Annotated in this window: 27 protein-coding genes and 1 pseudogene; 13 read left to right on the plus strand and 15 right to left on the minus strand. The window is 73.2% G+C overall.

Annotated elements, in window-relative coordinates; all coding sequences use genetic code 11:
- The first annotated feature begins 194 nt into the window (after positions 1-194).
- Positions 195-1,460 (plus strand): DUF2252 domain-containing protein, encoded by a 1,266-nt coding sequence (locus AB0P17_RS38510; RefSeq protein WP_365818867.1) that lies wholly within the window; start codon positions 195-197, stop codon positions 1,458-1,460.
- 6 nt (positions 1,461-1,466) lie between these two features.
- Here the strand turns inward: AB0P17_RS38510 and AB0P17_RS38515 are convergent, their stop codons facing one another.
- Entirely contained in the window at positions 1,467-2,213 is a 747-nt protein-coding gene (locus tag AB0P17_RS38515; protein WP_365818869.1) for a DUF4118 domain-containing protein, read from the minus strand.
- Positions 2,214-2,504: 291 nt separating this feature from the next.
- On the opposite strand from AB0P17_RS38515, the gene AB0P17_RS38520 reads away from it, so the two are divergent.
- The 4 genes from AB0P17_RS38520 (at position 2,505) to AB0P17_RS38535 (ending at position 6,949) form a co-directional block, all read left to right on the plus strand.
- Positions 2,505-3,053 (plus strand): GNAT family N-acetyltransferase, encoded by a 549-nt coding sequence (locus tag AB0P17_RS38520; protein ID WP_365818871.1) that lies wholly within the window; start codon positions 2,505-2,507, stop codon positions 3,051-3,053.
- Positions 3,054-3,117: 64 nt separating this feature from the next.
- A complete protein-coding gene (locus AB0P17_RS38525) occupies positions 3,118-4,347 on the plus strand; it encodes an aromatic acid exporter family protein (protein WP_365818873.1) in 1,230 nt (409 codons plus the stop codon).
- Positions 4,348-4,789: 442 nt separating this feature from the next.
- Positions 4,790-5,455, plus strand: a complete 666-nt coding sequence (locus AB0P17_RS38530) for an LAETG motif-containing sortase-dependent surface protein (protein WP_365818919.1) — start codon at positions 4,790-4,792, stop codon at positions 5,453-5,455.
- Between the two features lie 438 nt (positions 5,456-5,893).
- Complete coding sequence (locus AB0P17_RS38535) at positions 5,894-6,949, plus strand: PHP domain-containing protein (RefSeq protein ID WP_365818875.1); 1,056 nt, start codon at positions 5,894-5,896, stop codon at positions 6,947-6,949.
- 49 nt (positions 6,950-6,998) lie between these two features.
- On the opposite strand, the gene AB0P17_RS38540 is transcribed toward AB0P17_RS38535, so the two are convergent.
- From AB0P17_RS38540 to AB0P17_RS38555, 4 genes are all read right to left on the minus strand, one after another.
- On the minus strand, positions 6,999-7,727 hold the full coding sequence (locus AB0P17_RS38540) for an SRPBCC domain-containing protein (protein ID WP_365818921.1): 729 nt from the start codon (positions 7,725-7,727) through the stop codon (positions 6,999-7,001).
- A 20-nt stretch (positions 7,728-7,747) separates the two neighbouring features.
- Positions 7,748-8,416 carry a helix-turn-helix domain-containing protein gene (locus AB0P17_RS38545; RefSeq protein ID WP_365818877.1) on the minus strand — a complete coding sequence of 223 codons (669 nt, stop codon included), beginning with the start codon at positions 8,414-8,416 and terminating at the stop codon, positions 7,748-7,750.
- 121 nt (positions 8,417-8,537) lie between these two features.
- A complete protein-coding gene (locus AB0P17_RS38550; RefSeq protein WP_365818879.1) occupies positions 8,538-8,798 on the minus strand; it encodes a DUF4190 domain-containing protein in 261 nt (86 codons plus the stop codon).
- Entirely contained in the window at positions 8,798-8,956 is a 159-nt protein-coding gene (locus AB0P17_RS38555; RefSeq protein ID WP_365818881.1) for a hypothetical protein, read from the minus strand. Before AB0P17_RS38555 ends, AB0P17_RS38550 begins: the two co-directional genes overlap by 1 nt.
- A gap of 142 nt (positions 8,957-9,098) precedes the next feature.
- Between AB0P17_RS38555 and AB0P17_RS38560 the strand changes: the two genes are divergently transcribed.
- Complete coding sequence (locus AB0P17_RS38560; protein WP_365818883.1) at positions 9,099-9,770, plus strand: TetR family transcriptional regulator; 672 nt, start codon at positions 9,099-9,101, stop codon at positions 9,768-9,770.
- Positions 9,771-9,844: 74 nt separating this feature from the next.
- Here AB0P17_RS38560 and AB0P17_RS38565 read toward each other — a convergent pair whose 3' ends face one another.
- On the minus strand, positions 9,845-10,921 hold the full coding sequence (locus AB0P17_RS38565) for an NAD(+)/NADH kinase (protein WP_365818885.1): 1,077 nt from the start codon (positions 10,919-10,921) through the stop codon (positions 9,845-9,847).
- A 347-nt stretch (positions 10,922-11,268) separates the two neighbouring features.
- Here AB0P17_RS38565 and AB0P17_RS38570 point away from each other — a divergent pair, with 347 nt between their 5' ends.
- Positions 11,269-12,198, plus strand: coding sequence for a PRC and DUF2382 domain-containing protein (locus AB0P17_RS38570; protein WP_365818887.1), 930 nt, complete (start codon positions 11,269-11,271; stop codon positions 12,196-12,198).
- 114 nt (positions 12,199-12,312) lie between these two features.
- On the opposite strand, the gene AB0P17_RS38575 is transcribed toward AB0P17_RS38570, so the two are convergent.
- Positions 12,313-12,714 (minus strand): cupredoxin family copper-binding protein, encoded by a 402-nt coding sequence (locus AB0P17_RS38575; protein ID WP_365818889.1) that lies wholly within the window; start codon positions 12,712-12,714, stop codon positions 12,313-12,315.
- Positions 12,715-12,781: 67 nt separating this feature from the next.
- Positions 12,782-13,417, minus strand: coding sequence for a hypothetical protein (locus tag AB0P17_RS38580; RefSeq protein WP_365818891.1), 636 nt, complete (start codon positions 13,415-13,417; stop codon positions 12,782-12,784).
- A gap of 485 nt (positions 13,418-13,902) precedes the next feature.
- On the opposite strand from AB0P17_RS38580, the gene AB0P17_RS38585 reads away from it, so the two are divergent.
- Positions 13,903-14,487 (plus strand): TMEM165/GDT1 family protein, encoded by a 585-nt coding sequence (locus AB0P17_RS38585; RefSeq protein ID WP_365818893.1) that lies wholly within the window; start codon positions 13,903-13,905, stop codon positions 14,485-14,487.
- Positions 14,488-14,574: 87 nt separating this feature from the next.
- Here AB0P17_RS38585 and AB0P17_RS38590 read toward each other — a convergent pair whose 3' ends face one another.
- Positions 14,575-15,618 (minus strand): ABC transporter substrate-binding protein, encoded by a 1,044-nt coding sequence (locus tag AB0P17_RS38590; RefSeq protein ID WP_365818895.1) that lies wholly within the window; start codon positions 15,616-15,618, stop codon positions 14,575-14,577.
- Positions 15,619-15,673: 55 nt separating this feature from the next.
- On the opposite strand from AB0P17_RS38590, the gene AB0P17_RS38595 reads away from it, so the two are divergent.
- The 3 genes from AB0P17_RS38595 (at position 15,674) to AB0P17_RS38605 (ending at position 18,636) form a co-directional block, all read left to right on the plus strand.
- On the plus strand, positions 15,674-16,783 hold the full coding sequence (locus AB0P17_RS38595; protein ID WP_365818897.1) for an iron chelate uptake ABC transporter family permease subunit: 1,110 nt from the start codon (positions 15,674-15,676) through the stop codon (positions 16,781-16,783).
- The gene (locus AB0P17_RS38600) at positions 16,780-17,829 is read left to right on the plus strand and encodes an iron chelate uptake ABC transporter family permease subunit (RefSeq protein ID WP_365818899.1); all 1,050 of its coding nucleotides are present in this window, start codon (positions 16,780-16,782) and stop codon (positions 17,827-17,829) included. The genes AB0P17_RS38595 and AB0P17_RS38600 overlap by 4 nt, the downstream gene beginning before the upstream one ends.
- 180 nt (positions 17,830-18,009) lie before the next feature.
- Positions 18,010-18,636 carry a DUF305 domain-containing protein gene (locus AB0P17_RS38605; RefSeq protein WP_365818901.1) on the plus strand — a complete coding sequence of 209 codons (627 nt, stop codon included), beginning with the start codon at positions 18,010-18,012 and terminating at the stop codon, positions 18,634-18,636.
- A gap of 12 nt (positions 18,637-18,648) precedes the next feature.
- On the opposite strand, the gene AB0P17_RS38610 is transcribed toward AB0P17_RS38605, so the two are convergent.
- The 5 genes from AB0P17_RS38610 to AB0P17_RS38630 all read right to left on the minus strand — a co-directional run bounded on the left by AB0P17_RS38610 (position 18,649) and on the right by AB0P17_RS38630 (position 23,071).
- On the minus strand, positions 18,649-19,440 hold the full coding sequence (locus AB0P17_RS38610; protein ID WP_365818903.1) for an SDR family NAD(P)-dependent oxidoreductase: 792 nt from the start codon (positions 19,438-19,440) through the stop codon (positions 18,649-18,651).
- Positions 19,437-20,009 carry a cupin domain-containing protein gene (locus AB0P17_RS38615; protein WP_365818905.1) on the minus strand — a complete coding sequence of 191 codons (573 nt, stop codon included), beginning with the start codon at positions 20,007-20,009 and terminating at the stop codon, positions 19,437-19,439. The genes AB0P17_RS38610 and AB0P17_RS38615 overlap by 4 nt, the downstream gene beginning before the upstream one ends.
- A 197-nt stretch (positions 20,010-20,206) precedes the next feature.
- Positions 20,207-20,827 (minus strand): hypothetical protein, encoded by a 621-nt coding sequence (locus tag AB0P17_RS38620; protein ID WP_365818907.1) that lies wholly within the window; start codon positions 20,825-20,827, stop codon positions 20,207-20,209.
- Entirely contained in the window at positions 20,824-22,356 is a 1,533-nt protein-coding gene (locus AB0P17_RS38625; protein ID WP_365818909.1) for a HAMP domain-containing sensor histidine kinase, read from the minus strand. The genes AB0P17_RS38620 and AB0P17_RS38625 overlap by 4 nt, the downstream gene beginning before the upstream one ends.
- A 22-nt stretch (positions 22,357-22,378) precedes the next feature.
- Positions 22,379-23,071 (minus strand): response regulator transcription factor, encoded by a 693-nt coding sequence (locus AB0P17_RS38630; protein ID WP_365818911.1) that lies wholly within the window; start codon positions 23,069-23,071, stop codon positions 22,379-22,381.
- A gap of 162 nt (positions 23,072-23,233) precedes the next feature.
- Here AB0P17_RS38630 and AB0P17_RS38635 point away from each other — a divergent pair, with 162 nt between their 5' ends.
- Complete coding sequence (locus AB0P17_RS38635; protein ID WP_365818913.1) at positions 23,234-24,154, plus strand: DUF3152 domain-containing protein; 921 nt, start codon at positions 23,234-23,236, stop codon at positions 24,152-24,154.
- Here AB0P17_RS38635 and AB0P17_RS38640 read toward each other — a convergent pair.
- Positions 24,132-24,653 (minus strand): GNAT family N-acetyltransferase, encoded by a 522-nt coding sequence (locus tag AB0P17_RS38640; RefSeq protein ID WP_365818915.1) that lies wholly within the window; start codon positions 24,651-24,653, stop codon positions 24,132-24,134. The genes AB0P17_RS38635 and AB0P17_RS38640 overlap by 23 nt on opposite strands.
- A gap of 338 nt (positions 24,654-24,991) precedes the next feature.
- Between AB0P17_RS38640 and AB0P17_RS38645 the strand changes: the two are divergent.
- Positions 24,992-25,639: pseudogene (locus AB0P17_RS38645) on the plus strand (N-acetylmuramoyl-L-alanine amidase); the annotation flags it as partial.
- Between the last annotated feature and the right edge of the window lie 97 nt (positions 25,640-25,736).

The raw sequence follows: 25,736 nt of genomic DNA on the forward strand, positions 1-25,736 counted from the left end.
ACGCGACGGACCGTTTCCGCGTACGTGCACGGACCGTCCACCCGTACACCTGGCCGGGTTTTTCACCGTACGGGAGCGCTCGCGCGCCGCCGGATCACTCGGATGGTCGGCGCACCGGGCTGCCGGGCCGCCGGAGCGGGATGCTCGTAGTGACCGGCCGTGCCACGGCACCGATCACGGCGAGAGGGAGCGTCATGACCACTCCCGCCGAACGGGCGGAGCGCGGCAGGACGGCCCGCAGGAAGGCGTCCCGGTCCTCGCACGGGTTGTGGATCCCGGGCGTCGACCGGCCCGACCCGCTCGCCGTTCTGGCCCGGCAGGCCGCGCGCCGGGTCCCCGAACTGGTGCCGCTGCGCTACGAGCGGATGGCCGCGTCCCCGTTCGCCTATCTGCGCGGCGCCGCCGCCGTGATGGCCGCCGATCTGGCGACCCAGCCGGACACCGAGCTGACCGTCCAGCTCTGCGGCGACGCCCACCTGCTGAACTTCGGCGTCTTCGCCTCGCCCGACCGCGCCCTGCTCTTCGATCTCGACAACTTCGACGAGACCCTTCCCGGCCCGTTCGAATGGGATGTGAAACGCCTCGCGACCAGCGTCGCGGTCGCCGTCCTCGACCAGGGCGGCTCGGCGGCGGACGCCCGGGACGGGGCGCGGGCCGCCGCCGGGGCGTACCGCCGGTCGATGCGCCGGCTGGCGCGCCTGCGCGAACTGGACGTCTGGTACGAGCGGATCGACACCGCCGGGCTGCTCGCGAAGCTGACCGACAGGGCGGAGGGACGGCACCGGATCAGCCACGATCCGCCGCGGCTCGAACCGGTCGGTCCCCTCGACAGGGCGATGCTCCGGCGGATCTTCATCGGGTACCGCAGCACACTCCCCGAGGAGCGGCGGATGCTCCTCGACCGGTTCAGGTTCGTCGACGTGGCGCGCAAGGTGGTGGGGGTGGGGAGCGTCGGCACCCGCTGCTTCGTCGTACGGCTGGAAGGGCGCGACGCGGGCGATCCGCTCCTCCTCCAGATCAAGGAGGCCGAGCGGTCCGTGCTCGAACCGCATCTCCGGCCCAGCGTCTACCCCCACCAGGGCCACCGGGTGGTCGCGGGGCAGCGGCTGCTCCAGGCGGCGGGCGACATCTTCCTCGGCTGGGCCACCGGTCCCGAGGGGCACCACTTCTACTGGCGCGGGCTCCGGGACATGAGGGGGTCGGCCGTCATCGACGGCATGCCGCCGGCCCTGCTGCGCGACTACGCGAAGCTGTGCGGCCGGGCACTGGCCCGGGCGCACGCCCGCTCCGGGGACCGGATCGCCATCGCGCACTACCTCGGCGGGGCGGACACCTTCGACCACGCCGTGGCGGAGTTCGCCCTGCGCTACACCGGCCGGAACAGGGCCGACCACGCCGCGCTCAGGGCGTCACCGGCCGTGTCCCGGCCGGTGGACCGGACCCCGGCGGCCACCCGCTGAGCCACGTCAGTTCTCCGGCACCGGGCCCGCCGTGTCGAGCGCCGCGCCGACATCGTCGGCGAGGGTGACCGCGACCTCCCGGATCTGCCGGGAGGGGACGGCCCCGGGCGTCGGCAGCAACATGTAGCGGCCCTGGTAGTGCCCGTTGGCGGCTGCCCTGAGTTCGATCTCGCCGTCCGGCCAGCCCCGTCCCTCCAGGTCCCAGGGTTCACGGTCCACGACGACGGTGCCGTCCTGCTCCAGCCGCGCCGGGTGCCCGAGCAGGCTCCCGTACTCGAACCGGCAGCTCCGCAGCCGCAGGATGTCGACCAGGTGACGGCCGACCTGGTCGACCACGGCGGCGGAGGAACCGTGGCGCTGGGCCAGCCGGGCGGTGTCGTGGATACGGGCGAGGAGCCCCGCGTCGACCACGGTCATGACCCGCAGCCGCCGTGCCCGCGCGGCGAGTTGGGAGACCGCGAGCCCCACGGCCAGCAGCAGGACGGCCGTGGTGAGGTCGTTGGCGCCGGTCACGGCGAAGCGTTCGTACGGCTGGACGAGGAAGAAGTCGAACCAGACCGCGGCGGAGAGCGCGGCGACCGCGCCCGCGACACGGTTGCCGAGCGCGGCTACCGCCACGACGACCACGACGAGGATCAGCGCCAGGTTCGTACCCGCCACTCCCGTACGCAGCGGCACCAGCGCCCCGGCGGCCGCCAGGGGCGCGAGCGGCGCCGCGACCAGCGCGACGCGGTCACGCGGTGAGAAGCGCATGGTCCACCTCGCTGTACCGGTGCACAGGTCCGGCGCCACCGGGGCCGCCGGCCGGCGGCCCTCCACTCCAGCGTGCGCCCGCCGGATCCGGTGGGGCGGGGGCCCGCCGGGGCCTTGACGGAGCCCTGCCGCGGAGCCGGGGGAGCTTGACGCGCCCTTGACGCGCCCACACACCCTTGCGGCACCCGCGGCGGCGGGCCGGCCGAACCAGCGCGAAGTCCGCCCGGCCGGCGCATGCACATCGCGTGAAACGGCTGTGGGGCGTACGGCACCCGTGATACGCCTGCCGATATGGACGATCTTGTGACGGAGCGGCTGGTGCTCCATCCGCTGAGCGTGCTCGAAGCCGAGCGGGTGGTGGCGGGCGAGCCCGGGGACGGGGATCTGTGGGCACCCGGGTACCCCTCCGACGGGGACATGGTGGGGGCGGGGCGCTTCCTGACGACGTGTTCGATCACCGGCGATCCGGGGCCCTTCGGCGCGTACGAGATCCGCCGCCGCGCGGACGGGCACGCGATCGGCGGCCTCGGCTTCCACTCCGTCCCGGACGCGGATCTCGCCGTCACGATCGGCTACGGGCTGATCCCGTCCGTCCACGGCCAGGGGTACGCGTCCGAGGCACTGCGCGGACTGCTGCGGTTCGCGCGGGCCGGTGGGGTCAGCCGTGTGCGGGGGGACACCGATCACGACAACATCGCGTCGCAGCGGGTCATGACGGCGGTGGGAATGCGGCTGGTCGCGGAGGACGAGGGGCTGAAGTACTACCGGATCGTCTTCCCCGTCGACGGGAAGGCGGCCGACGCCCTGCGGTCATGGACGGACGGCCGACGGGCGGGGTGACCCGACCGGCCCATCCGGGGGCCTCGCGGGGGTCCGGGCGGGCCCGCGCGGGAAGGGAGTGAGCGTGCGTGATGTCAGAGTCGTCCTGAGCGCGCCGGTGGCGGAGTTCGTGAAGCGGGGCCGGGAGCCCGTCGTCACCCAGACGCTGCGCTCGACCGCCGCCGCGACCATCTCGTACGTGGTCGCGGTGCGGCTGAGCAGCGAGCCCGCGCCGCTCACCGCGCCGCTGACCGCGCTGCTCGTCGTACAGGTGACGCTGTACTCCACCCTGACCACCGGTATCCGCAGGGTGAACGCCGTGGTGGCCGGTGTGCTCGTCGCCAGCGCCTTCAGTGTGCTGGTCGGGCTGACCTGGTGGAGCCTGGGGCTGATCATTCTCGCCTCGCTCGTCGTCGGACGGATCGTGCGGGTGAGCGAGTTCGTGCCGGAGGTCGCGATCAGCGCCATGCTCGTGCTCGGGGTGCCCCGGGTGGCGTCCACCGCGTGGGACCGGGTGCTGGAGACGCTGATCGGCGCGGTGGTGGGGCTGCTGTTCAACTTCCTGCTGGCGCCACCGGTGTGGGTCGCCACCGCGGGTGAGTCCGTGGACGGCCTCGCCCGCCGGATGCGCCAGCTCCTGCTGCGGATCGGGGAGGGGCTGACGGAGTCCATCCCGGTGGAGCACGCCGCCTCACGGCTGCACGAGGCGCGCCGGCTCGATCACGACATCAGCGAGGTGGACGCGGCACTGCGCCAGGCGGAGGACAGTGTCCGGCTCAACCCCCGGGTGAAGGAGGGGCTGCTGCACCGGGTGGTGCTGCGGACGGGCCTGGACACCCTGGAGATCTGCACCGTGGTGCTGCGGGTGCTGGCCAGAACCCTCACCGACCTCGCCAAGGAGCGCGAGCGGGAGGCGCTGTTCGCCCCGGAGGTCGGAGCGGCGCTGCAGGAACTGCTCGGCCTGGTCGCCGACGCGGTGGTGAGCTTCGCCGTCATGGTGACCACGGACGTCACCCGGAGCGCCGAGACGGCGGAGGCGCGGCTCGCCGAGGATCTGGACGCGGCGCGGGCGAGCCGGGAGCGACTGGCGGGGCTGCTGCTCGCGGAGGTACGGCGCGCCCCGGAGCAGTGGCAGCTCCACGGCGCGCTCCTGGCCGAGCTGGACCGGATCCTCGACGAGCTGGACCTGGAGCACCGTTCCCGGCGGCTGATGGAGGAACTGGACCGGGCCTCCCGGGAACAGCGTGAACGTCATCCCCGGCTGACGGCGGCCTGGCAATGGGTACGGCGAAAGTTCACGCGGCGCGGACGCTAGAGAGCCGTACGCGAACGGGGTGGGCGGGAATGCGCGGAGGCCGGCTTCAATCGGTCGTCGGCGCGGTGGGATTCGCCGGATTCCGGCGCAACGGAAAACTACCGGCCGATTATTGACGGAATATTTACCAGCGCTGTGGCAGTCCGTGGTGAATGGGCCCGGGGGAAGCGCTTGCGCGCCGGTTCACACCCCCGTAATGACGGGCGAAAGCAGTGATGACGGCATGATCGGGCCATCTCTCCGGTTTGTGATCATGGTCGTCGCGCGCCCGTCCCCGGCTCGCCCCGGCCCGGGGTTCCCGGCCGCTCCTCGGCGTCTGCGCAGGTCCACGGGGCGTGCGGGGAGGGCGAGTTGGGTGGGCCGATTGTTGGCGGACATACCGATGGCGGTACTGTGCGCGCGCGCCGTCATCGTCGGCGGCGCGGTTATAGCGGAGGATTTTGTGACCCAATTCAGCAGATCGTGGCGGCGCGCCAGCGCCTTCATAGCGGTCGCGGCGACCGGCGCCCTCGGTGTCGGCCTGTCGGCGGCTCCCGCGTTCGCGCACACGCCGAACTGGTCGGTGACGTGCTCCGAGGTGAGCCTGAACCTGACCGCCTACGGCAACAGCGACAAGAACACCGTGACGGTCACCGTGGACGGCAAGGACCTGCTGCCCACGGAGAATTTCCGTAACAACTTCAGCAAGAAGCTCGACCTGCCGGCGCACAAGAGCGAGGTGACGGTCCGTCTTGTCGTGAAGGCCGCCGACGGCGACCAGTTCAACAAGGACGAGACGAAGACCGCCCCGGTCTGCGAGGGCGAGGAGACGCCTCCGGAGCCCACCCCGCCGCAGGAGTCCGCGCCGGAGCCGAGCGCTCCGGAGGAGACCCCCGAGGCGACGCCCAGCGAGGACACGCCCGCGTCCGAGGCGCCGACCCCTGCGGGCGAGGCGAGCACCTCGGCCGCCGCGGTCCCGTCCTCGGAGCCGAGCCCCGCCGGTGACGATCTCGCCGAGACCGGTGCGTCCAGCTCCACCCCGCTGATCGCCGGCGCCGCGGGTGTCGTGCTGGTCGCCGGAGCGGGCATCATGTGGGCCTCGCGCAAGCGCCGTTCCGCACAGGGCTGACCCGAGGTCTCACCCGCACCACCGCACCACCCGCGTGACCGCACCACTGCAGGACCGCACCATCCGCACCACCCGCCGTCCTGACCGGTCGGCCCGCCCCCGCCGCCCTGCCGGGCGGGCGTCCCGCACCGCCGCCACGCGGCGCGCCAGGACGCCGGACACCCGGCCGAAGGCATGGACCGTACGGCGGGGGCCGTGCGCCGCCGCACCGCTCCGCGGTGCGTGCGGGGCTCCGGCCAGGACCGGCCCCCGTGAGGCCCCGCGACGCTCCCCGTCCGCGGGGCCTCACCCCTGTCCCCTCTCCGTCCCCGCGGGCGCGGGGCGCCGCGCTGCCGGGCGGGATGCGCGGCGCGCCCGGCGCGCCGACAATGAAGGCGCGCGTACGGAGGGGATCCGGGCGCGGAACGGACGGACCACCGCCGACAGTCTGGGGCGCCCATGGATCCGGTGGAGGCGCTGGACAGGATCGCCTTCCTGCTGGAGCGCTCGCGGGCGGACACCTACCGGGTCAAGGCGTTCCGCGCCGCCTCCGCGACCGTGGCCGCCATGGATCCGGACGAGGTCGCCCGACGCGCCGCGGCCGGCACGCTCGACCGGGTGCGCGGCATCGGGCCCAGGACCTCCCAGGTGGTCCGGGCCGTGGTGGCCGGCTCCGTACCCGAGTATCTGGAGCGTCTGGAGCGGGAGGCCGAAGCGCCGCTCGCGGCGGGCGGGCACGCGCTGCGGAGCGCGCTGCGCGGCGACTGCCATCTGCACTCCGACTGGTCCGACGGCGGCAGTTCCGTCGAGGCGATGGGGCGTACGGCGGCGGCGCTCGGCCACGAGTGGGCCGTACTCACCGACCACTCCCCCGGGCTCACCGTGGCGAACGGCCTGTCGGCCGGACGGCTGCGTGAACAGCTCGACGTGATCGCGGAGCTGAACCGGGGGTGGGCGCCGTTCCGGCTGCTGACCGGCATCGAGTGCGACATCCTGCCCGACGGCTCGCTCGACCAGGATCCGGAACTCCTCGACCGGCTGGACCTGGTGGTGGCGTCCGTCCACTCGAAGCTGCGGATGGACGCCGCCTCGATGACCCGGCGGATGATCGCCGCCGTACGCGATCCGCGCACCGACGTGCTGGGCCACTGCACGGGGCGTCTGGTCATCGGCCGGAGCCGCCGGGACCGCGGTACGGGCGGCAGCCGGCCCGAGTCGGAGTTCGACGCGCGGGCGGTGTTCGACGCCTGCGCCGGGACCGGCACGGCGGTGGAGATCAACAGCCGGCCCGAGCGGCTCGACCCGCCCCGGCGGCTGCTGCGCGAGGCGGTCAGGGCCGGGGTCCTCTTCGCCGTCGACACCGACGCGCACGCGCCCGGGCAGCTCGACTGGCAGCTTCTGGGCTGCGCCCGGGCCGAGGAGTGCGGTGTCCCGGCGGAGCGGGTCGTCAACACCTGGACGGCCGAGGGGCTGCGCGAGTGGACCCGGACCCGGCGCGCCCCGGCGCGGGGGTGAGGCGTACGGGCCGACCGCCGCCCATGCCGCCGCCCCGTCCCGTACGGGCCTACGCGTAGACGCCGTCCAGCCAGCTCTGCCAGGCCTGTCCGGTCCGCTCGGCGTCGGCGCCGGCGGCGAAGTCGTGGACGCTCACACCGACCGTCGCGCCGAAGTGGTTCCTGCCGAAGAACCGGTACATCGCGGTGTCGGTGCGGAGCCCGATGAAGTACGGGTCCCGGTAGTCGACGACCGCGTCGACCGGGCCCACACCCGGCAGGTCGACCCGTACGGCCGTGCCCGCCGGGGCGTCGTCCGCCAGTCCGAGCGCCCGGCCCGCCGTGTCGAGCGCGTCCGGCGCCCCGGCGGCCGCGGGTCCGTCGGCGGCCGAGAAGACGGCGGCGCGTCCGGTGAAGTGGCGCAGGTACTGGCCCAGGGTGTGGATGTAGAAGGTGTTGTGCCGGGCGGCGCCGTCGTACTGGTTGTCCCAGTCGTCGACGAAGATGCCGCTGTGCACGTAGCGCACCCAGGATCCGCCGCCCTCACGTGGCTCGATGACATGGTCGAGCTGGTTGCGGGTCTGCTGCGGGATCCCGTCGACGTCCTCGACCCGGGCGGTCAGCCGCTTCCCCGGTTCCCAGGCGGTGATCGTGCCGCCGAACGGCGCGGCGCCGCCCTCGCGCGGTTCGTACTCCATGGGCCACAGCCACGCCGCCGTACCGGTGGTGACGGCCTGCCAGACCTCTTCGGGGCTCGCGTCGGTCTCGAACTCGCGGACGATCTCGAATTCCTTGGACATGGTGGCGTACTCCTTCTCGCTCATGAAGCCTCCCCGATCGGTGCGGGGCGGGCCGGGCCGGACGCGGCGCCGGACTCGGAATCGGGCTGGGCCGGGTCCGGCCCGGTGGCCTTGACGGTGGGGTGGAGCGCGACCACGATCCGGTGGTCACGGCCGCTCCCGGCCTGCTCCACGTGGTACTTGGCCATCAGCGCGGTGACGCCCAGGGTCAGCTCCTCGACGAACGCGGCCCGGTCGGCGGCGCTCGCGAAGCGCACCTCGCCGTCGAGCGCGTATGTCGCGAGGCGCTTGCGCGCCCGGGCGGCGCCGGTGATCAGGCTGCCGACGTCCCGTACGAGCCGGGCGGCGACCGCGAGCAGCCAGCGCGCGGAGAGCTGGTCACGGAAGCGGGCCGGGTCCGGCTGGACCGCCGCCAGCGCGAGCGGCGAGATCACGTACGAGGCCGCCGTGGCCCGCATCATCCGCTCGGTGACATTGCCGCGTCTGCGTTCGTCGGCCAGCTCGACCAGTCCGTGCCGCTCCAGGGCCTTGAGATGGTAGTTCACCTTCTGCCGGGGCAGTCCGACCCGGCCGGCCAGCATCGTCGCCGACGCGGGCCCCGCGGCCAGCTCGGCGAGCAGCCGGGCTCGCATGGGGTCCAGCGAGGCGGCTGCCGCCGCCGGGTCCTCGATCACGGTCACGTCCCACATGGCTCCACCATCCCACCGACAATTATTTTTGTCCATAGGGATTTATTTGTCGGGTGAATCCACGCACCTCGGCCGGACCGGTCCACGGACGGAGGTGGCACCCGCGCGACAGCAAGGAGCGTCAGCCGGCGAGCCCCCAGGACAGCGCGGAGTCCACGCCGGCCAGTACGGCGAGAACGACCAGGTCGGCGACGCCGAGGAAGAGCCCGAGGGCGGCCCTGCCCCGACGCCCGGTGCCGCGCGCCAGGGCGAGGGCCGCCAGGACGATCGCCATGGGGCCGAGGACGAGGTTGAACGCGAGCAGACCGAGGAGCCCCAGGACGAACGAGGCGACGGCCATGTCGTCGCCTCGTTCCTCCTGCCCCTGCCGCACCGCGGGCATCAGCGACGCCCGCCGCGGGCGTGGAACTCGCGGGCGGCGAAGACCAGGAGCCAGCAGCCGATGAACGCGGCGGCGGCCAGGGTGACGGGGAGGGGGATGTGCGCCACCGTGCCGAGCACCACCCCCATCAGAAGGAGAGCCGCGACGAGGAAGATCATGAATTGCCTCCGTGCGAGGAGATCCGGACGGATGCGCGGACACGCGGACACGCGGGCGCGAACCAGCATTGCGAGAACACTTGTGCACTGACTGGCCAGTCTAGGTTCCCCTTCTCCGGAGAACAGTTGTTTACTGAATGGCATGAGTCACACCCAGGGCATCCGGCAGGTCCGGAAACAGAAGACCCGTCAGGCGCTGCTGGACGCGGCGCTGCTGCTCCTGGAGGAGCAGAGCCTCAGCGGCCTCGGGCTGCGGGAGGTGACCCGGGCGGCGGGCGTGGCCCCGACGGCCTTCTACCGGCACTTCCGGGATCCGGCCGACCTCGGGGTGGCCCTCGTCGAGCAGGCGCTGGACAGTCTGCACGGGACGATCGGCGCCATCCTCACCGCCACGGACGGCGACGAGGAACGGATCGACCGCACCGTCCGGGCGATGGCGGAGTACGTCCGCGCGTACCCCGCCCATGTCCGGTTCATCGCCCGCGAGCGGCACGGGGGCGTCCGGTCGGTGCGGGAGGCCATCGCCGCCCAACTGCGCCGTTTCTCCGAGGAGGTGGCCGCCGCGCTCGCCGCCGAGCCGGTCTCGGCCGGATGGAGCCGGGACGAGCTGCGGATGCTGGCCGATGTCTATGTCGACCAGATGGTGATGACGGCGTCCGCCTTCCTCGACGCGGCGGAGCGCCGTCCGGAGACGGAGCACGCACCGGAGGGGGAACACGCGCCGGCCGCGGCGGAGGCGGAGGCGCGGGTGGTGTCCGCGGCGCGCCGCCGGCTCAGGCTGATCGCCCTCGGCCGCCGCCACTGGCTCGACTGACGCCCGCCCGGCCGGAGTCGGGACCGGACGGCCTCGTACGGATCCCGTACGGATCCCGTACGGCCACCCGGTCGTCAGCTCCCGTGTCCCGCCCCCTCCCCCGGTGGCGGCGGCAGTCGGAGGTGGGCCAGGTCGTCCGGCACCGGGCTGTCCGGGCGGAACAGCGGGGCCGCCTGACCGTCCGCCGCGGTGGCGGGCGCGTCGGTGAGGCGGAACCGCTCACGCAGCCGGGTGTAGAAGTCGGTGGGCCCGAGCCGGACCAGCCGCAGCCGGTACGTGGCCCCGTAGACGCCGACCCAGTCCCCCGGCTCCAGCGCCCCGCGCAACTGGCCGTCGATGCTGATCGCCACCTCCCCGGAGTGCGGCTGGATCCGCAGCGCGACGGGCTCGTCGGGAGCGGCGACGACCGTACGGTCGAACGTCATGTGCGGCGCCACCGGGGTGAAGACCACGGCGTCCATGTGCGGGGAGAGCACGGGCCCGCCGGCCGCGAAGCTGTAGGCGGTGGAACCGGTCGGGGTGGCGACGATGACCGCGTCGGCGGAGTACGAGGCGAGCAGCCGGCCCGCGACATAGACCCCCAGGGCGACCTGCCGGTCCCGGGCGAGTTTCTCCAGCACGACGTCGTTGAGCGCGATCACGTCCAGGGGTACGCCCCATCCCTCCCCGGTGGCCCCGGGCCGCACATGGGGCGGCGGCAGCGTCGGCCCCCGGCCGTGGCGCAGGAGCGCCGTGATCTCCGAGGGCATCTCCAGCACGCGCGAGGCGCGCATGGTGAGCGTCATGCGCTCCTCGATGGCGGCCCGGCCCTCGTGGACGGCGTCCAGGGCACGGGTGATCCGGTCCGCGGGGACCTCCGTCAGGAAGCCGACGTGCCCGAGGTCGACGCCGAGGACGGCGGCGTCGCTCTTGGCCGCGATGCGCGCCCCGCGCAGGAACGTCCCGTCGCCGCCCAGGGTCACCACCAGGTCGGGGTTGCCCGCGGCGGACGCCTCCTCCTGGCCGCCGTGGCGGGGTTCGTGGTCCCGCCACACATCGATCTCCTTGCAGGGGACACCGTGCGCGTCGCACCAGGCGTGGACGGTACGTGCCGCCTCCACCGATGCCGGGCGGCCCTGGTGGACCACGAGACCGATACGTTCCACAGCCATGGGCCCGCTCTCCGTAGGTCCGGCCGGCACGGCGTCCGGTCGGCGCGTCGGCCATCGGTTCCAGGATGACGGAGGGGGCGGGCGGAGCGCGCGCGGACGGAGCGCGCGGCCGCTGCCTCCCGTCCGCGCGCCCCACCTCACATTCACCCGAATGGCGGATAGTTCGGACCGGCCGCCGCCCCCGGGGAACGCGGTCCGCACTGGGCACCCGGCGGTGCCGCCACCGGCGGGCCGGCCTCCCCCGGTTGCCGAAGGCCCCGTACGGATGCGCGATGGAGTCGTGCGCGCCTGGCCGTGAGGGGCCTCATCCCGCAGACGCGCTTCCCCCACGCGAGGAGTGATCGCAGATGTCAGCCGAAGGCGTGTTCAACAACCCGAGCAGTCTGAACGGCAGGAGCGTGTACGACAGGGACGGTGACAAGATCGGCAGCATCGGCCAGGTCTATGTCGGTGACCGCACGGGCCGCCCGGAATGGGTCACCGTCAGGACCGGTCTGTTCGGGATGAAGGAGAGCCTCGTACCGCTGTCCGGCGCCCGGCGCGCCGGCGAGGACATCCACGTCCCGTACGCCAAGGACACGGTCAAGGAGGCGCCGCGCCTCGAAGCCGACGAACACCTTGACCCCGGCCAGGAGAAGCAGCTCTACCACCACTACGGACTCACCGGAGCGGGCGGTATCGGCACCGCCGCGAGCATGGGCACAGCAGCCGGTGCCGCCACCGGCGGCAGGTCCCGGGCCGGAGCCGGTATGCCGGCGGAGTCGGGGATGTCCACCGGCCGCGCCGCCACCCCGGAGGGGACGCGGGGACCGGCCATGGCCGGGTCCGCGACACGCGGCGCCGACCTGGGCGACATGCGCACGGGCGAGAAGCACGGTGAGGAACTCATCCGCTCCGAGGAGGAGCTCCACGTCACCACCGAGGAGCGCGAGATCGGCCACGCGCGGCTGCGCAAGGTCGTCGTGACGGAGAACGTCACCACCTCCGTACCGCTCAGCCACGAGGAGGTGCGCGTGGTCCACGAGGCGATCTCGCCCGAGGACCGCGGCGCGCTCCGCGCCACACGGATCGGTGAGGCCCAGACCGAGGTCACGCTCCACGCCGACCAGCCGGTGATCAGCAAGGAGTCCGTCCCCGTCGAACGCGTCCGCCTGGACACGGAGCGGGTCACCGAGCAGCGGGAGGTCTCGGCGGAGGTCCGCAAGGAGCAGATCGAGTACGACACGGACCAGGACGAGAGGGGCATGCGCGGCGGCAGGCGCGGCCAGGGCCGCTGACCTGTCCCCGCACCGTCGCACCGTCCGCCCGTCCCGGACAGCACCCCCGGCAGCACCGAGCCCCCGTTCACCGCGTGCGCGCGGTGGGCGGGGGCTGTCGTCGGCCGGTCGCGCTCAGCGGACCGTGAGCGTCCCCTTCATGAAGGGGTGGATGGTGCAGACGTACGGGTAGGAGCCGGCCTTGCCCGGTGCCTTGAAGGTGGCCGTCTTCCCCGGGCCGATGGTGCCGGTGTCGAACGCCTTGCCCTGTGCGGCGGTCAGGGTGTGGGCCACCGAGTCCTTGTTGACCACGGTGACCTCGGTGCCCGGAGCGACCGTCAGGGCCGCGGGCGTGAAGGTGAAGTTGTCGATCGTCACCTGCGCCGCTCCGCCCGCCGAGGCGGACGGGGACGGCGACGGCGCGGGCGACGAGGATCCACCACCGCCCCCGCCGGAACAGCCGGCGAGCATCGTCACGAGGACGGCGGCGAGGAGGACGGCGCGCGGTGAGCGGCTGCGGGCGCCCGGGAACGGCATGGCTTCTCCGAGCTGTCCGACCCTGCGGGATCGGACGGGTCAGACGGGTCAGACGGATCAGACGGGATCAGTAACTGGCGCCGGGGCTGGGGGTGCCGGTCATGCCCGCGGTGGGGCTCATGGTCCCGGTGGGGCTCGCGCTCGGCGGCGGGGTGGTGACCTTGTTGCCGGCGGTGTCGACCACATACCACTTGGCGCCGAACTCGGTCAGGTCCTGGCCGCGGGCCTCCCCCGGCACGTTGTCGGCCTTGTAGGTGTAGAGCGGGTGGCCGTTGTAGGTGACCTGCTTGGTGTTGTCGGTACGGGTGATGGTCGACAGCAGGCTCTGCTTGACCCCGCCGGTGCCCGCCTTCGGCTCGACACCGCTGGTGACCAGCACGGGGCGCCAGACCTTCGCGCAGTCCCCCATGCAGGTGGACTCCTTCGTCTTGTCCGCCGCGAAGAGGTAGAGCGTCCGCTTACGGCCGTTGACGAGGATCTTCCCGTACGGCGCCAGTTCCTTCGCGTTCACCTTGCCCTCGAGCTCGGTGGGCAGCGCCGATGGCGAGGTGCTCATGGACATCGACGCGGAGGCGGCCGCCTCCGCGGGCGCCTCTTCCCGGGCAGACTCCGACGCGCTGTCGCTGCCGGAGCAACCTGCGAGGGCGACCGCGCAGAGTGCGGCCGCGGCCATCGCGGTGACTGCCCTGGTGTTGCTCTTCATTCGAAACTCCTCGGATCAGGCCGCCCGAAGGGCAGCACGGCGCCCGCTCGAACGCGACCGCAGCACCCACTAGACGGCAGCCCCTGTACCGGGGCCAGCGGACAGGGCCGTTCGGGGGCCCGTGAGCCGCACGGTTCACACGTACGCCGCGCCGTTCGTGTGCATGCCGCGCGGCGCGGGGGCCCGCGTGGCAGTCCCGCCCGGCCCCTCCCCCGGGGCCCGCGCCGCGCCACGGGTGGGGTACCGTGGAGAGCTGCGAAGGGGAGTAGCCCCGCGAACCGGTCGTCGACACACTGGAACCCCCGGGTTCCCGGTGGCCGGGCCCGCCGACGAGGCGGGCGGGCGAGACCTTCGGTCAGGCACTGACAGGCCCACGTCCCATGGCGTGGGCGACAACACCGTCGTGCCGGGCCGAGTGGTCCTCCTGGCGCCGACAAGGTGCTTCGCGAAGATCCGGGCCCGGCCCCCAGAGAAAGCCACCCGGAATGTCTCTCGATCCCCTGGCGATCCTCACCGCCTTCGGACTGATCTTCCTCGCGGAGCTCCCCGACAAGACCATGTTCGCGTCCCTCGCCATGGGGACGCGGATGCGTCCGCTCTATGTGTGGTTCGGCACGTCGACCGCGTTCATCGTGCACGTCGCCATCGCGATCGGGGCGGGCAGCCTCATCGGGCTGCTGCCCGACTGGATCGTCAAGCTCGTCTCGGCCGCGCTCTTCGCCTTCGGCGCCTTCATGCTGCTGCGCGGCGGGGGCGACGACGGGGAGGAGGAGACGGAGACCAGGACCGTGACCGGGTTCTGGCCGGTCTACTCCACCGCCTTCATGGCCGTCTTCATCAGCGAGTGGGGCGATCTGACCCAGATCACCACGGCCAACCTCGCCGCGAGCAACGGCACCTGGTCCACCGCCATCGGCTCGGCCGCCGCGCTGATGTCCGTCTCCGCGCTCGCCCTGCTCGCGGGCCGGTTCATCGCCACCCGCGTCCCGCTGAAGACCGTGCAGCGCATCGGCGGTCTGTGCATGCTCGGCCTGGCCATCTGGTCCGTGACCGAGATCTTCGTGGGCTGACGTCCGCCGACGTTGAAGGGCCCGGTCCCGTCGGCGCGTACCGACGGGACCGGGCCCTTCCCACGAGGTCCCGAGAGGTCCGCGAGGTCAGGTCAGGCGCTCCTTGAGCACGGTGAGCACGTCTCGGGCGGCCGTGGGGCCGGTGTTGAGGTAGAAGACGTCGTCGTCGACCGGGACCGCTGTCCTGCCGGCGACGGCGGAGAGCGTCGGCCACAGCGGCGCCCCGGTCAGCTCGGCGGCCTTCGCCGCGTCGCCCTGGACCCCGTAGAACAGCCAGTCGGCGTCGGCCCGGTCGAGCTGTTCGTTGCTGATGTTCTGCGAGGTCTTGTCGAACCGCTGGCTCGTGGGCCGGCCGAGCCCGGCGTCCTCCGCGATGCTGCCGGTGAACGACGGTACGCCGAAGACCCGCAGGCGGTCCCCGTTCAGCCGCAGGAACGAGACCGTCACCGGCTTGTCGAGCGAGGCGCCCAGCGCGGCGGCGTCGGTGTGGAAGCGGTCCAGGTACGTGCGCGCCTGATCGGCCTTGCCGAGCCCGTCGGCGACGAGCAGGAAGTCCTGCTTCCAGTAGAGCCCGGTGCCCTGGGTGGCGACGGTGGGCGCCACCGCGCTCAGCGCCTTGTAGAGATTCCCGGCGTTCTTGCCCGCGATGTTCATCAGGACCAGGTCGGGCTTGATGTTCGCGATGGTCTCCAGGTTCGGATCCACGCGCGAGCCCACGTCGACGACCTTCGCCAGCGCGGCGGCGTCCTCGGGGAAGTCGTCCTTCAGGTACCGGGGTACGAGATCGGCGCCGTCACCCCGGGTCGAGCCGGCCGGGACCGTACCGAGCGTGAGCAGCGCGTCGGCCTGTCCGGTGGAGATGACCACGACCTTCTTCGGCGCGGCCGCGATGGTCGTCCTGCCCTCGAAGTGGCCGACCGTACGCGGGAATTCGCCGTCCGGTTTGCCGCTTCCCATGCCCTTGGGCACGGAGCGGGGAGCGGTGTGGGTGGCGGCGGCCGACGGCTCGGCGGCCGGGCCGCTCTCCGAAGAGACGGTCGAGTCGGTGGAACAGCCGGTGAGCAGCAGGGCGCCCGACAGGGCAACGCCGCTGATCAGGCGGGTGAGAGGGAGATCACGGAAGCGGTACACGAGCACTTAGCTTAGGCTCTCCTAAGTGCGAATGAGTAGGGACGGCAGTCATGCGATGGATCACATGCCGGAAGGCGGGGAACGGACCGGTGATGCGGTACGGACCGGTGCGGTACGGACGGCTCCGGCGCCGGCCGGTGGGGCACGCCCCGCGCGGAGCGGGGGCGCCCGGTGCGGTCGGCGCCTCGTGGCGCTGGTGGTCTGTCTCGGCCTCGTCGTCCTGCTGCTCCTGGTGAGCCTGGGGGTCGGCGCGCGCGGTGTCCCGCTGGAGACGGTGTGGCGTGTGCTGCTGCACGACGACGGCGGCCCGGACGCCATCATCGTGCGGCAGTTGCGGCTCCCCCGTACCGCGCTGGCGGTCACCGTCGGCGCCGCGCTGGCCCTCGCCGGTGTCGTCATGCAGGCCATCACCCGTAATCCGCTGGCGGAACCGGGCATCGTGGGCGTCAACGCGGGTGCCTCGTTCGCCGTGGTGACCGCCATCGCCGCGTTCCATGTGACGAGCGTGTCCGGCTACGTCTGGTTCGCCTTCGCGGGCGCGGTGCTGGCCTCGCTGCTCGTCCACGCGCTCACCTCGGGCGCCACCCGGAGCGGCCACCACACCCGCCTCGTGCTGGCGGGGGCGGCGCTGTCGGCGAGCCTGGGGGCCTGCACCGGCATCCTCACCATGTTCGACTCCTCGGCGTTCGACTCGTACCGCTTCTGGGTGGTCGGGTCGCTGGAGAACCGCGGTACGGAGGCGCTGACCGCCGCCGTCCCCTTCGTGCTGGCGGGCACCGTCGTCGCGCTGGTGCTCGGCCCCTCCCTCAACGCGCTGGCGCTCGGGGACGAGGCGGGCGCGGCGCTCGGGCTGCGGGTGCCGTGGGTACGGGCCGCCGGCTTCGTCTCCGTCATGCTGCTGTGCGGTGCCGCGACCGCCGCGGCGGGGCCGATCGGCTTCGTCGGACTGGTCGTACCGCATGTGCTGCGGCTGCTGCTCGGGCCCGATCTGCGCTGGCTGCTGGCCTTCGCCCTGCCCGGTGGCGCGATCCTGCTGCTGGTCAGCGACATCGCGGGACGGGTGATCGCGCCGCCCGGGGAGCTGGAGGTGGGCATCGTCACCGCGTTCATCGGTGCTCCGGTGCTGCTGTGGCTGGTCGTACGGCGCCGGGAGGCCGGCGCGTGAGCGCGGCGACGCGGGTGGTGCGGCTGCCCCGTGGGATCACCCTGCGCTACTCGGGGCGGGCCGCCGCCGTGACGGCCGTGCTGCTCGGGTGCTGCGCGGCGGTGTGGGCGGTGACCCTGTTCACCGGCACGTACCGGATCGGCGCCGGGCACGTCGCCGATGTGCTGTTCGCCGGGGGCGGCTCCGCGACCGACCGGTTCATCGTGGTCGGCCAGCGGCTGCCGCGGGTCTGTGCGGCGCTGCTCGTCGGGGCGGCGCTCGGGCTGTCCGGTGCGCTCTTCCAGAGCCTGTCGCGCAACCCGCTCGGCAGCCCGGACGTCATCGGGTTCACCACCGGCTCCACCAGCGGCGCGCTCGTCGTCATCCTGGCGGGCGGCGGCTCGGCCGGGGTGGGGGTCGGCGCGGGTTCCGTGCTCGGCGGGCTGTGCACGGCGGTGGCGGTGTACGCGTTCACCGCGTCGCGCGGGGTCTCCGGCAACCGGCTGGTGCTCGCCGGGATCGCCGTCGGCGCGATGCTCTCCTCAGTCAACGACTTCCTGCTCACCCGTGCCGATCTGGAGTCCGCGGAGAGCGCGAAGGCGTGGACGTTCGGCAGCCTCAACGCCGTCTCCTGGCCTCAGGTGACCCCTCTGGCCGTCGCGTTGCCGGTGCTCGCGGTGGCGACGCTCGCGCTGGGCCGGCCGCTGCGCCTCATGGAGATGGGCGACGACACGGCGGGCGCGCTGGGCGTCGACATCGCCCGGGTGCGGACCCTCTGCCTGCTGCTGGGGGTCGCCCTCGCGGGCACGGCCATCGCCGTCGCGGGCCCCATCGGCTTCCTCGCCCTGGCGGCCCCGCAACTCGCCCGCAGGATCACCCGCTCCGCCGGTGCCCCGATCGGCTCGGCGATGCTGACGGGGGCGCTGATCCTGGCGACCGCCGATCTGCTGGCGCAGCGGGTGCTCGCCCCGTTCCAGATCCCGGTGGGACTGGTCACCGGGGCCCTCGGCGGGGTGTATCTCCTGTGGCTGCTGTCGCGGGAGAAGAAGACCGCCCGGTCCGCGTGACACGGCGGCGTGACACGGCGTCCGGCGGGCCGCCGGACGCGGCACGCCGCCGGGGTGCGTCGTCGGCCGGCGCCAGCCGGGGTGTGTCTACGATGGCGCCGTGACGCGCCTCCTGCACATATAGGCCTGCCCGAGCCCGGCACGCCTCTGTTCCCCTTCACGCGCAGGAGTCGTTTCCGTATGACCTCTTACCGTTTCACGGCCCGCCGCCGGGCCGCCGCCGTCGTTCTCGGCGCCGTCCTGGTCCTCGCGGCCTGCGGCGGGCGGGACGCGTCCACCGGCGGGCACGCGGACCACGGCGGGGACTCGTCCGCCTCACCGTCCGCCTCGGCGCACAACGGCACCGATGTGTCCTTCGCCCAGGCCATGATCCCGCACCACCGGCAGGCGGTGGAGATGGCCGATCTGGCCGCGGGCCGGGCCTCGTCCGCCGAGGTGAGGATGCTCGCCTCCGAGATCAAGAAGGCCCAGGACCCGGAGATCAGGACCCTGTCGGAGTGGCTCACGGCCTGGGGCGAGGACGTACCCGCGCGGGACGCGTCCGCGGCCGACGGCGCGGAGCACTCCGGGCACTCCATGTCCGGGATGATGTCCGGCGACGCGATGGCGGAGCTGTCGCGGGCGTCCGGGAAGGCGTTCGACACCGCATTCCTGCGGATGATGGTCGAGCACCATGAGGGCGCCGTCGAGATGGCCAGGTCCGAGCGGTCGCGCGGCGCCCACCAGGGCGCCAGGAGGATGGCCGGCGCCATCGTCGCGTCGCAGACCGCCGAGATCACCCGGATGAACACCCTGCTGGGTCCGTAGAGGTCGCGCGGCTCACCAGGCGGGGGCGCAGGACATGCCGCCGTCGACGACGAGATCGTGCCCGGTCACCCAGCCGGCCAGGGACGAGGCCAGGAACACGCAGGCATTGCCGACGTCCTCCGCGTCGCCCTTCCGGGGCAGCGGCGCGGCCCGCTCCCAGCGGCGTACGCCGTCCGGCCAGTCCTCCTCCAGCCCGGGCCGGTGCACCAGCCCGGGTGACACGGTGTTGACGCGGATGCCCAGCGGGCCGTACTCCAGCGCCGCCGCCCGGGCGTGCATGATCAGGGCGGCCTTGGAGGCGCTGTAGTGGGCGTGCAGCCTGGCGGGCCGGCTGCCTTCGATGGACGCGACATGCGTGACGGTCCCGCCCCCGGCGCGGCCCATGACCTCGGCCGCGGCCTGGGTACAGGCGAAGGCCGTCGTCAGATTGGTGTCGACGACCTGGCGCCATCCGGTGACCGTCATGGTCTCCAGGGGCTGGACCGGCTGGATCCCCGCGTTGTTGACCAGTGCTGTGAGGCGCCCTGCCCACTCGGCCGACCGCTCGATCAGATTCCGGCACTCGGCCTCGTCGGTGAGGTGCGCGGCCAGGGCGAGGGCCCGGCCGCCCTCGGCCCGGATCGCCTCGGCGAGGGACTCGGCCCGGCCTTCGCCCGTACGGTAGTGGGCGATCACGGAGGCGCCGGCGCGGGCGAACTGCCGGGCGATGCCGTGCCCGACGGCCCCGCTCGCCCCGGTCACCAGGACCGCGTGGTCGCTCAGGTCGGGCAGTGTGCTTCCGGGGTACGGCTTCTCGGCGCTCATGACCGGTCCTCCTCCGAGGCGGGGAGTGTGTCCGGCGCCGCGTCCCCGGCCATGCGGAGAGGGGCGCCGGGGCGGCAGAGCCGGCTGATCCGTTCGGCCGCCCGCGGGTACCGGGCGCGGAGTTGTTCCGCGTCCCCTCCCTCGTAGTCGGCGGGGAGGAAGCCGGGCGCCAGGGTGCACCCGAACAGGGACCACTCCCCGCCCTCGGCCACGCTGCCGCCCATCCACGTCCCCGCGGGGACGACGAACTGCACGTGCTGCCCGGCGCACACGTCGTGCCCCAGCAGGACCGTGCGGTCGTTGCCTTCCCCGTCCAGCAGCAGCAGTTCGACGGGGTCACCGAGATAGAAGTGCCAGATCTCGTCGGCCGGGAGCCGGTGCATCGCGGAGAACTGCTCGTCCCGCGCCGTGAGCAGCGCGATGATCGCGGTACCCGCGGGACGGCTCCCAGCCTGGTCGGCACTGTCCGGTGACGTCCAGGTGGCGTGGAAGTAGCCGCCCTCGGCGGGCAGGGGCCGCAGTCCGAAACGGTCGATCAGGGTGTCGACGGAGAGGTCGGGTCGGGGCATGCGTCCGCTCCTCGGTAACGGTGGTGGTCCGGCCGGTACGGGCCGTGGGACGGTCCGTACCGTTGCCCGGGTTCGTCGGGTTCGTCTTTCTTCCTTCGAACCGCACGACGACCGAACGGGATGGACGAGGACCGACGTGGGCGCACCCCCGGAAGGTACTCGACCCGCTCGTGGACATTCACCTCACCGAGCCCGCCTCACTCCGGGAACACCGATTCGAGGTCGGCGGGCGGCGGCTGGCCGCCCCCGGCCCCGCCGACGAAGCCGATCCCGTCGACGGGCTCGGGAGCAGGGTCGGCCTCGTCCGGGCAGTCGGCCTCGGTGGCCTGGACCGTACGCCGGCCGGACCCGTCCACGACGGTCAACTCGGCCGGGGCCGGGGCGGGTGTCTCCAGCGCCCGGGCGGCGGCCACGGTGCAGACCAGCTGGTCCACGCCGAGCTGCGGGAGACGGTCCTGTCGCGCCAGCTCGACCAGGACCCGGTCGCCGTCCACGGTGACCCGGGACCGGCGGCCGGACTGCGGCGCCGGCAGTGCGGTGGTCACCCCGCCGAGCTCCTCGGCGGGGTCGGGGCCGCGGAACGCGAGGTTGACGGCGGTGGTCACATCGAAGGAGGTGACCCCCTCGGAGCGCGCCACCGGATACAGGGCCCCGTCCTTGACCAGGTGGACCACGAGGACGGGACGCGCGCCGGTAGCCGGTTCGCCGACCTCCACGACACCGGTGCCGGGGATCCGGCAGCCGGCCGCGAGCAGGAGCGGCGTGGCCGACGCGAGCAGCAGCGCGGCGGCCCGGCGCCCGCGGGATGTGCGGGTCATGTGCGCTCCTCCGGACCTCGGTCACGGGATACGGGTGGGGGCTCGGCCGGCTGGGCCGGCGGCGGGATCTCCACGGTGAAGACGGCGCCGCCCTCCGGCCGGTTCGCGGCCCGGACGGTGCCCCCGTGGAGCTGGACGTTCTCCGCCGTGATGGCGAGCCCCAGACCGCTCCCCTCGGTGCGGGTCCTGGCGGTGTCCGACTTGTAGAACCGGTCGAAGACGTGCGGGAGGACGTCGTCGGGGATGCCGGGACCGCTGTCCGTCACCTCGATGACGGCCCGCCCGCCGGACCCCTCGTACAGCCGTACCCGTACCGGGAGTTCGCCGTGCCGCAGCGCGTTGGCGACCAGGTTGGCGACGACGACGTCGAGGCGGCGCGGGTCGGCCCGGAACCGCAGGGCGTCCGGGGGCGGCAGCTCGGTCTCGACGGTCTCCGTCCAGCCGCGGGCGGCGAGCGTGCGGCGCAGTGACTCGGCGAGATCGATGTCGTCCTGGTGGAGTTCGGCCGCTCCGGCGTCGAAGCGGGAGATCTCCATGAGGTCGTCGACGAGCCGGGCGAGCTTGAGGGTCTCCTGGCTGATGAGGCGTACGGCCGTGGCGGTGTCCGGGTCGAGCCGGCCGGCGTCCTCGTCCAGCACGTCGGTGACGGCGGCCATGGCGGCCAGCGGGGTGCGCAGTTCGTGGGAGACGTCCGAGGCGAAGTGGCGGGCCCGGGCCTCCATCCGGCGCAGTTCCGCGACGGAGTGGTCCAGCGCGGTGGCCGTCTCGTTGAACGTCCGGGAGAGGTCGGCCAGTTCGTCCGAGCCGTGCACCGAGAGCCGGGTGTCGAAGCGGCCCTCGGCCATGGACCGGGCGGCGCGCCGCAGCTCCCGTACGGGGCGCAGCACCCCGCGCGCGGCGAGCAGGGCGAGGAGCACCGCCAGGCCGAGCGCGGGGAACGTGGCGCGCTGGACGGCGGAGACCAGGGCGTTGACGTACGCCTCCTCGTCGCTCTGGGAGACGATCAGGAAGACGGCGAGGCCGGAGTGGCGGGCCGTCCGGCCCTGGGGGGCGGCGTAGGTGACGGGCAGGCCGACGACGAGGACGGAGGTGTTCCGGGTGGGGACGCGCTGGAAGACCGTGGCGGACTTGGTGGAGGCCGCCCGTCTCAGCTCGGGGGTGAGTTCGGTGAAGCGGTCGTCCGGGGACGAGGTGGCGCGCAGGTCCCGGTAGGTGGTCAGGACCCGCCACCCTTCGGAGCGGCCCGCGCGTGCCACTTCCTGGGTGAACCACTCCAGGTCCTGCTGTCCGGCCGGCAGCCTGAGCCCGGTCGCCACGTCGCTCACCCGCTCGCGGAACTGTTTGACGACGGTGTCCTGGCTCTGCTGGAGCACGCCGGTGCGTGCCTCGCGGAAGGTCAGCGCACCGCTGGTGAGGGTGCCGGCGACGGCGACGAGGGTGAAGGCGACCACGAGGCGGACGCGCAGTCCGCGGAGCCGCGGGATCAGGCGGATCCGGGACGTGAGGGGGCGTATGCCGGGGAGTCTCATCGAGGGCTCGGGCGCTCGGGTCTCAGCGCGACCGGAAGCGGTAGCCGAAGCCGCGTACGGTCTGGACGTACCGCGGCGACCCGGAGGGCTCGGCCATCTTGAGGCGCAGGCGCTTCACGCAGGCGTCCACGAGCCGGATGTCGCCGTGGTAGCTGTGTTCCCAGACGGCTTCGAGGAGTTGCTGCCGGCTGAAGACCTGTCCGGGCGAGGCCGAGAGGGTGAGCAGGAGCCGCATCTCGGACAGGGCGAGCGGGACGGGTTCGCCGCCGAGGGTGATGTCGAGTCCGGCGCGGTCGATGACCAGGTCGCCGTGGCGTTCGATCCGCGGGGCTCCGTTGTCGTTGGTGACGGAGTCGCCGATCCGGCGCAGTACGGCTCTGATCCGGGCTTCGAGGACGCGGGCCTGGACGGGTTTGACCACGTAGTCGTCGGCCCCCGCCTCCAGACCGACGATGACGTCCACGTCGTCGCCGCGCGCGGTGGCCATGATGATGGGCACCTGGCTGCCGGTCCGGATCCTGCGGCAGACGTCGAGCCCGCTCATCCCCGGCAGCATCAGGTCGAGGACCACGACATCGGGACGGAACCACCGCAGCTGTTCGAGCCCCAGCTCCCCCGTCGCGACGGCCTCGACGTCGTGGCTCTGGCGGCGCAGGGCGAGCTGTACGCCCTCGCGTACGGCGGGGTCGTCTTCGATGAGCAGGACACGTGGCATGCCGACAGTATCCGCACCCCCGGGCGGCGGGCCCGGCGCGAGGGGCGCGACGGGGGGCAACTGTTACGCGACGATCATATGAAACCCCGCACCGGCATACGTTATGGGTTCGTTATCTCATGGTCCAGGTTTGAACACACCCCGCGCGCAGCCTCTCTTTCCATGATCCAGCGCACCTCCCATGCCCGGCCGCGCGGTGGGCGCCGCCGCCGGCCGAAGCGATCCGTCCGGGCCGGGCGGGCCCACAAAGCGCCGCTCGTCGCGGGGTTCACCGCCGTCACGGCGCTGGCGGTCATCGGTCTCGTCGTCACGGAGCAGGGGCGCGGCGGGGACGGGACCGCGGCGGCGCCGCGGAACGACGCGCCCGCGGCGGCACCACGGTCGCCTTCCCCCTCGCCGTCCGGCTCCGGTACGGGCTCCGGGGCACCGCCGAAGACCAAGGCGCCCAAGCCGACGAAGTCGCCGGACTCCTCGCCGTCCTCCGGGCCGTCGGCGTCGGCACGGTCGGGAGCCGGCATCCCGAAGAGCGGGCCGGGAACGTTCACCACGGCGGGCGCGGGCAGCGGGACGGCCGGCGGCGGGCGGATCGTGACCTACTCCGTCTCGGTCGAGGACGGGCTGAAGGAGTCCGCCGCGGCGGTCGCCGCGGAGGTGGACCAAATCCTGGCCGACCCGCGGGGCTGGACGGCCGACGGTGCCACCGGCTTCCGGCGGGTCGCGGGCGGCACGGCCGACTTCGTCGTCCAGCTCGCGACGCCGGACACCGTCGACCGGGTCTGCGGCGAGTACAACCTGGACACCGGCGGCGAGGTCAACTGCAATGTCGGCCGGCACGTGATGGTGAACCTCAAGCGCTGGCGGCTGGCCACCCCGTTCTACGCCCACGACGTGCCCTCGTACCGCGCGCTGATCATCAACCACGAGGTCGGCCACTTCCTCGGGCACGGCCACGAGACCTGTGCCGGGGCGGGAAAGCCCGCTCCCGCGATGATGCAGCAGATCAAGGGGTTGCGCGGGTGCGTCATCAACGCCTGGCCCTACGCGGCGGACGGCACCCGGATCACCGGCCCTCCCGTTCCGTGACCGCCGCCCCGCGGCCGACCGCGAGCTCCAGTTCGGGGCGGTCCCACGGCACCGCGGGCGGGCGCGCGGCCACGGTGCCGGTGCGCCGGGCGCCGACGCTGCGGTAGAAGCCCTCGGCGGGCGGGTGCGCGACCACCCGTACGGTGTCGAGCCCCGCCGCCCGCGCCCGGTCGGTGAGATGCCCGATGAGCCGGCGCCCGATGCCGAGCCCCTGGGCGTCGTCGGCGACGAACATCAGGTCCAGCTCCGGCGGTTCGAGGACGAGCGCGTAGAAGCCGAGCACCCGGCCGTCGCCGTCGGCCGCCACATGCACCTCGTGGGCCTCGATGTAGTCCTGGCCCACCCGGTACCCGGCGACCATCGAGGCATAGGGGCCCTCGTAGGCGCGGGAGCGCCGGACCAGCCTGGTGAGCCGCCCGGCGTCGCCGGCGGTGGCCCGCCTGATCGTCACGGCCGCCGCGCGCGCCCCGCCCCCAGGGCGCGTAAGTCTCGATCGCATAAGGAGAGTATTACGCACCGTGAGGGACGGGGGCGACGCGGGAGCCCTTCACCCCGCGATACGAACACGGGGGCGCCCGGCCCCTCGTACGGGCCATCGCGAGGCTTCTGCCGCGTGGCGCCCACGGGGCGCGGGCAGGGTACCCGGCAGGGTGGGGCCGGGCCGGTCCGCCGTGCCGCACCCGGGGAACGCGGCGCCTTCCAGAGGTCCGGACCAGCCGGTGCGTTCTTTCTTTGCCATCCGAATATTGGCATGCACCTGCTCAAAGGTCAGCATGGAAGGGATCCCCGCTACGCGCGTCAATTCCCCCCACGGCACACCGACTTCGGGAGAATTCCATGGAAGCCCACGGCCCCACCCCGCCGCTCGGCCCCACGTCGTCCCGCCCCGCCCCGTCCCGCCGGACCCTGCTCAGGTCGGGGGCGTATCTGGGCGCCGCGGCGCTCGGGCTCGGCGTCGCGGGCGCCGCGGTCGCCCCGGCCGCCGGGGCGGCGGCCGCGGCCGGCCCGGCCGCGCCGGCCGGCCGCCGCGCCGCCGTCGCCTATCCGCCGACCCACTGGATCCCGGCCAGCACCTCCAACTACACCGTCGCCTCGCGCCCGACGCAGTACTCCGTCGACCACGTCGTGATCCATGTGACGCAGGAGACCTTCCCGGACGCGAGGGACATCTTCCAGAACCCGGCCAAGAAGGTGTCGGCGCACTACATGGTGGCCTCGGCCGACGGGTACATCGGACAGTTCGTGCGCGAGAAGGACGTCGCCTGGCACGCCGGGAACTGGGACTACAACACCCGCAGCATCGGTATCGAGCACGAGGGGTGGGTCGATCAGCCCGCCTACTTCACCGACGCGCTGTACGCCGCGTCCGCGGCCCTCACCGCGGCCGTCTGCGACCGGTACGGCATCCCCAAGACGCGCGCGCACATCATCGCGCACAGCGAGGTGCCGGGGGCCACACACACCGACCCCGGAAGGTACTGGGACTGCGACGGTTGTGGCTTTCCGGCACCCGGCCTGCACTCGTTCCTGTTCGAGCCGATCTTCGGCAACGCGGACAGCAACGTGTACTTCAACAAGACGA

Origin of the sequence: Streptomyces sp. NPDC088124 (assembly GCF_040685895.1) — a bacterium.
In the GTDB taxonomy this organism is placed as follows: domain Bacteria; phylum Actinomycetota; class Actinomycetes; order Streptomycetales; family Streptomycetaceae; genus Streptomyces.

Coding starts and splice junctions, on each gene's coding strand:
- AB0P17_RS38640 (WP_365818915.1), bottom strand. CDS start 24,653: ATGCGATCGAGACTTACGCGCCCTGGGGGCGGGGCGCGCGCGGCGGCC.
- AB0P17_RS38510 (WP_365818867.1), top strand. CDS start 195: ATGACCACTCCCGCCGAACGGGCGGAGCGCGGCAGGACGGCCCGCAGG.
- AB0P17_RS38535 (WP_365818875.1), top strand. CDS start 5,894: ATGGATCCGGTGGAGGCGCTGGACAGGATCGCCTTCCTGCTGGAGCGC.
- AB0P17_RS38555 (WP_365818881.1), bottom strand. CDS start 8,956: ATGATCTTCCTCGTCGCGGCTCTCCTTCTGATGGGGGTGGTGCTCGGC.
- AB0P17_RS38585 (WP_365818893.1), top strand. CDS start 13,903: ATGTCTCTCGATCCCCTGGCGATCCTCACCGCCTTCGGACTGATCTTC.
- AB0P17_RS38565 (WP_365818885.1), bottom strand. CDS start 10,921: ATGGCTGTGGAACGTATCGGTCTCGTGGTCCACCAGGGCCGCCCGGCA.
- AB0P17_RS38635 (WP_365818913.1), top strand. CDS start 23,234: ATGATCCAGCGCACCTCCCATGCCCGGCCGCGCGGTGGGCGCCGCCGC.
- AB0P17_RS38580 (WP_365818891.1), bottom strand. CDS start 13,417: ATGAAGAGCAACACCAGGGCAGTCACCGCGATGGCCGCGGCCGCACTC.
- AB0P17_RS38575 (WP_365818889.1), bottom strand. CDS start 12,714: ATGCCGTTCCCGGGCGCCCGCAGCCGCTCACCGCGCGCCGTCCTCCTC.
- AB0P17_RS38550 (WP_365818879.1), bottom strand. CDS start 8,798: ATGCCCGCGGTGCGGCAGGGGCAGGAGGAACGAGGCGACGACATGGCC.
- AB0P17_RS38515 (WP_365818869.1), bottom strand. CDS start 2,213: ATGCGCTTCTCACCGCGTGACCGCGTCGCGCTGGTCGCGGCGCCGCTC.
- AB0P17_RS38570 (WP_365818887.1), top strand. CDS start 11,269: ATGTCAGCCGAAGGCGTGTTCAACAACCCGAGCAGTCTGAACGGCAGG.
- AB0P17_RS38545 (WP_365818877.1), bottom strand. CDS start 8,416: ATGTGGGACGTGACCGTGATCGAGGACCCGGCGGCGGCAGCCGCCTCG.
- AB0P17_RS38595 (WP_365818897.1), top strand. CDS start 15,674: ATGGATCACATGCCGGAAGGCGGGGAACGGACCGGTGATGCGGTACGG.
- AB0P17_RS38605 (WP_365818901.1), top strand. CDS start 18,010: ATGACCTCTTACCGTTTCACGGCCCGCCGCCGGGCCGCCGCCGTCGTT.
- AB0P17_RS38620 (WP_365818907.1), bottom strand. CDS start 20,827: ATGACCCGCACATCCCGCGGGCGCCGGGCCGCCGCGCTGCTGCTCGCG.
- AB0P17_RS38610 (WP_365818903.1), bottom strand. CDS start 19,440: ATGAGCGCCGAGAAGCCGTACCCCGGAAGCACACTGCCCGACCTGAGC.
- AB0P17_RS38615 (WP_365818905.1), bottom strand. CDS start 20,009: ATGCCCCGACCCGACCTCTCCGTCGACACCCTGATCGACCGTTTCGGA.
- AB0P17_RS38560 (WP_365818883.1), top strand. CDS start 9,099: ATGAGTCACACCCAGGGCATCCGGCAGGTCCGGAAACAGAAGACCCGT.
- AB0P17_RS38630 (WP_365818911.1), bottom strand. CDS start 23,071: ATGCCACGTGTCCTGCTCATCGAAGACGACCCCGCCGTACGCGAGGGC.
- AB0P17_RS38625 (WP_365818909.1), bottom strand. CDS start 22,356: ATGAGACTCCCCGGCATACGCCCCCTCACGTCCCGGATCCGCCTGATC.
- AB0P17_RS38520 (WP_365818871.1), top strand. CDS start 2,505: ATGGACGATCTTGTGACGGAGCGGCTGGTGCTCCATCCGCTGAGCGTG.
- AB0P17_RS38540 (WP_365818921.1), bottom strand. CDS start 7,727: ATGTCCAAGGAATTCGAGATCGTCCGCGAGTTCGAGACCGACGCGAGC.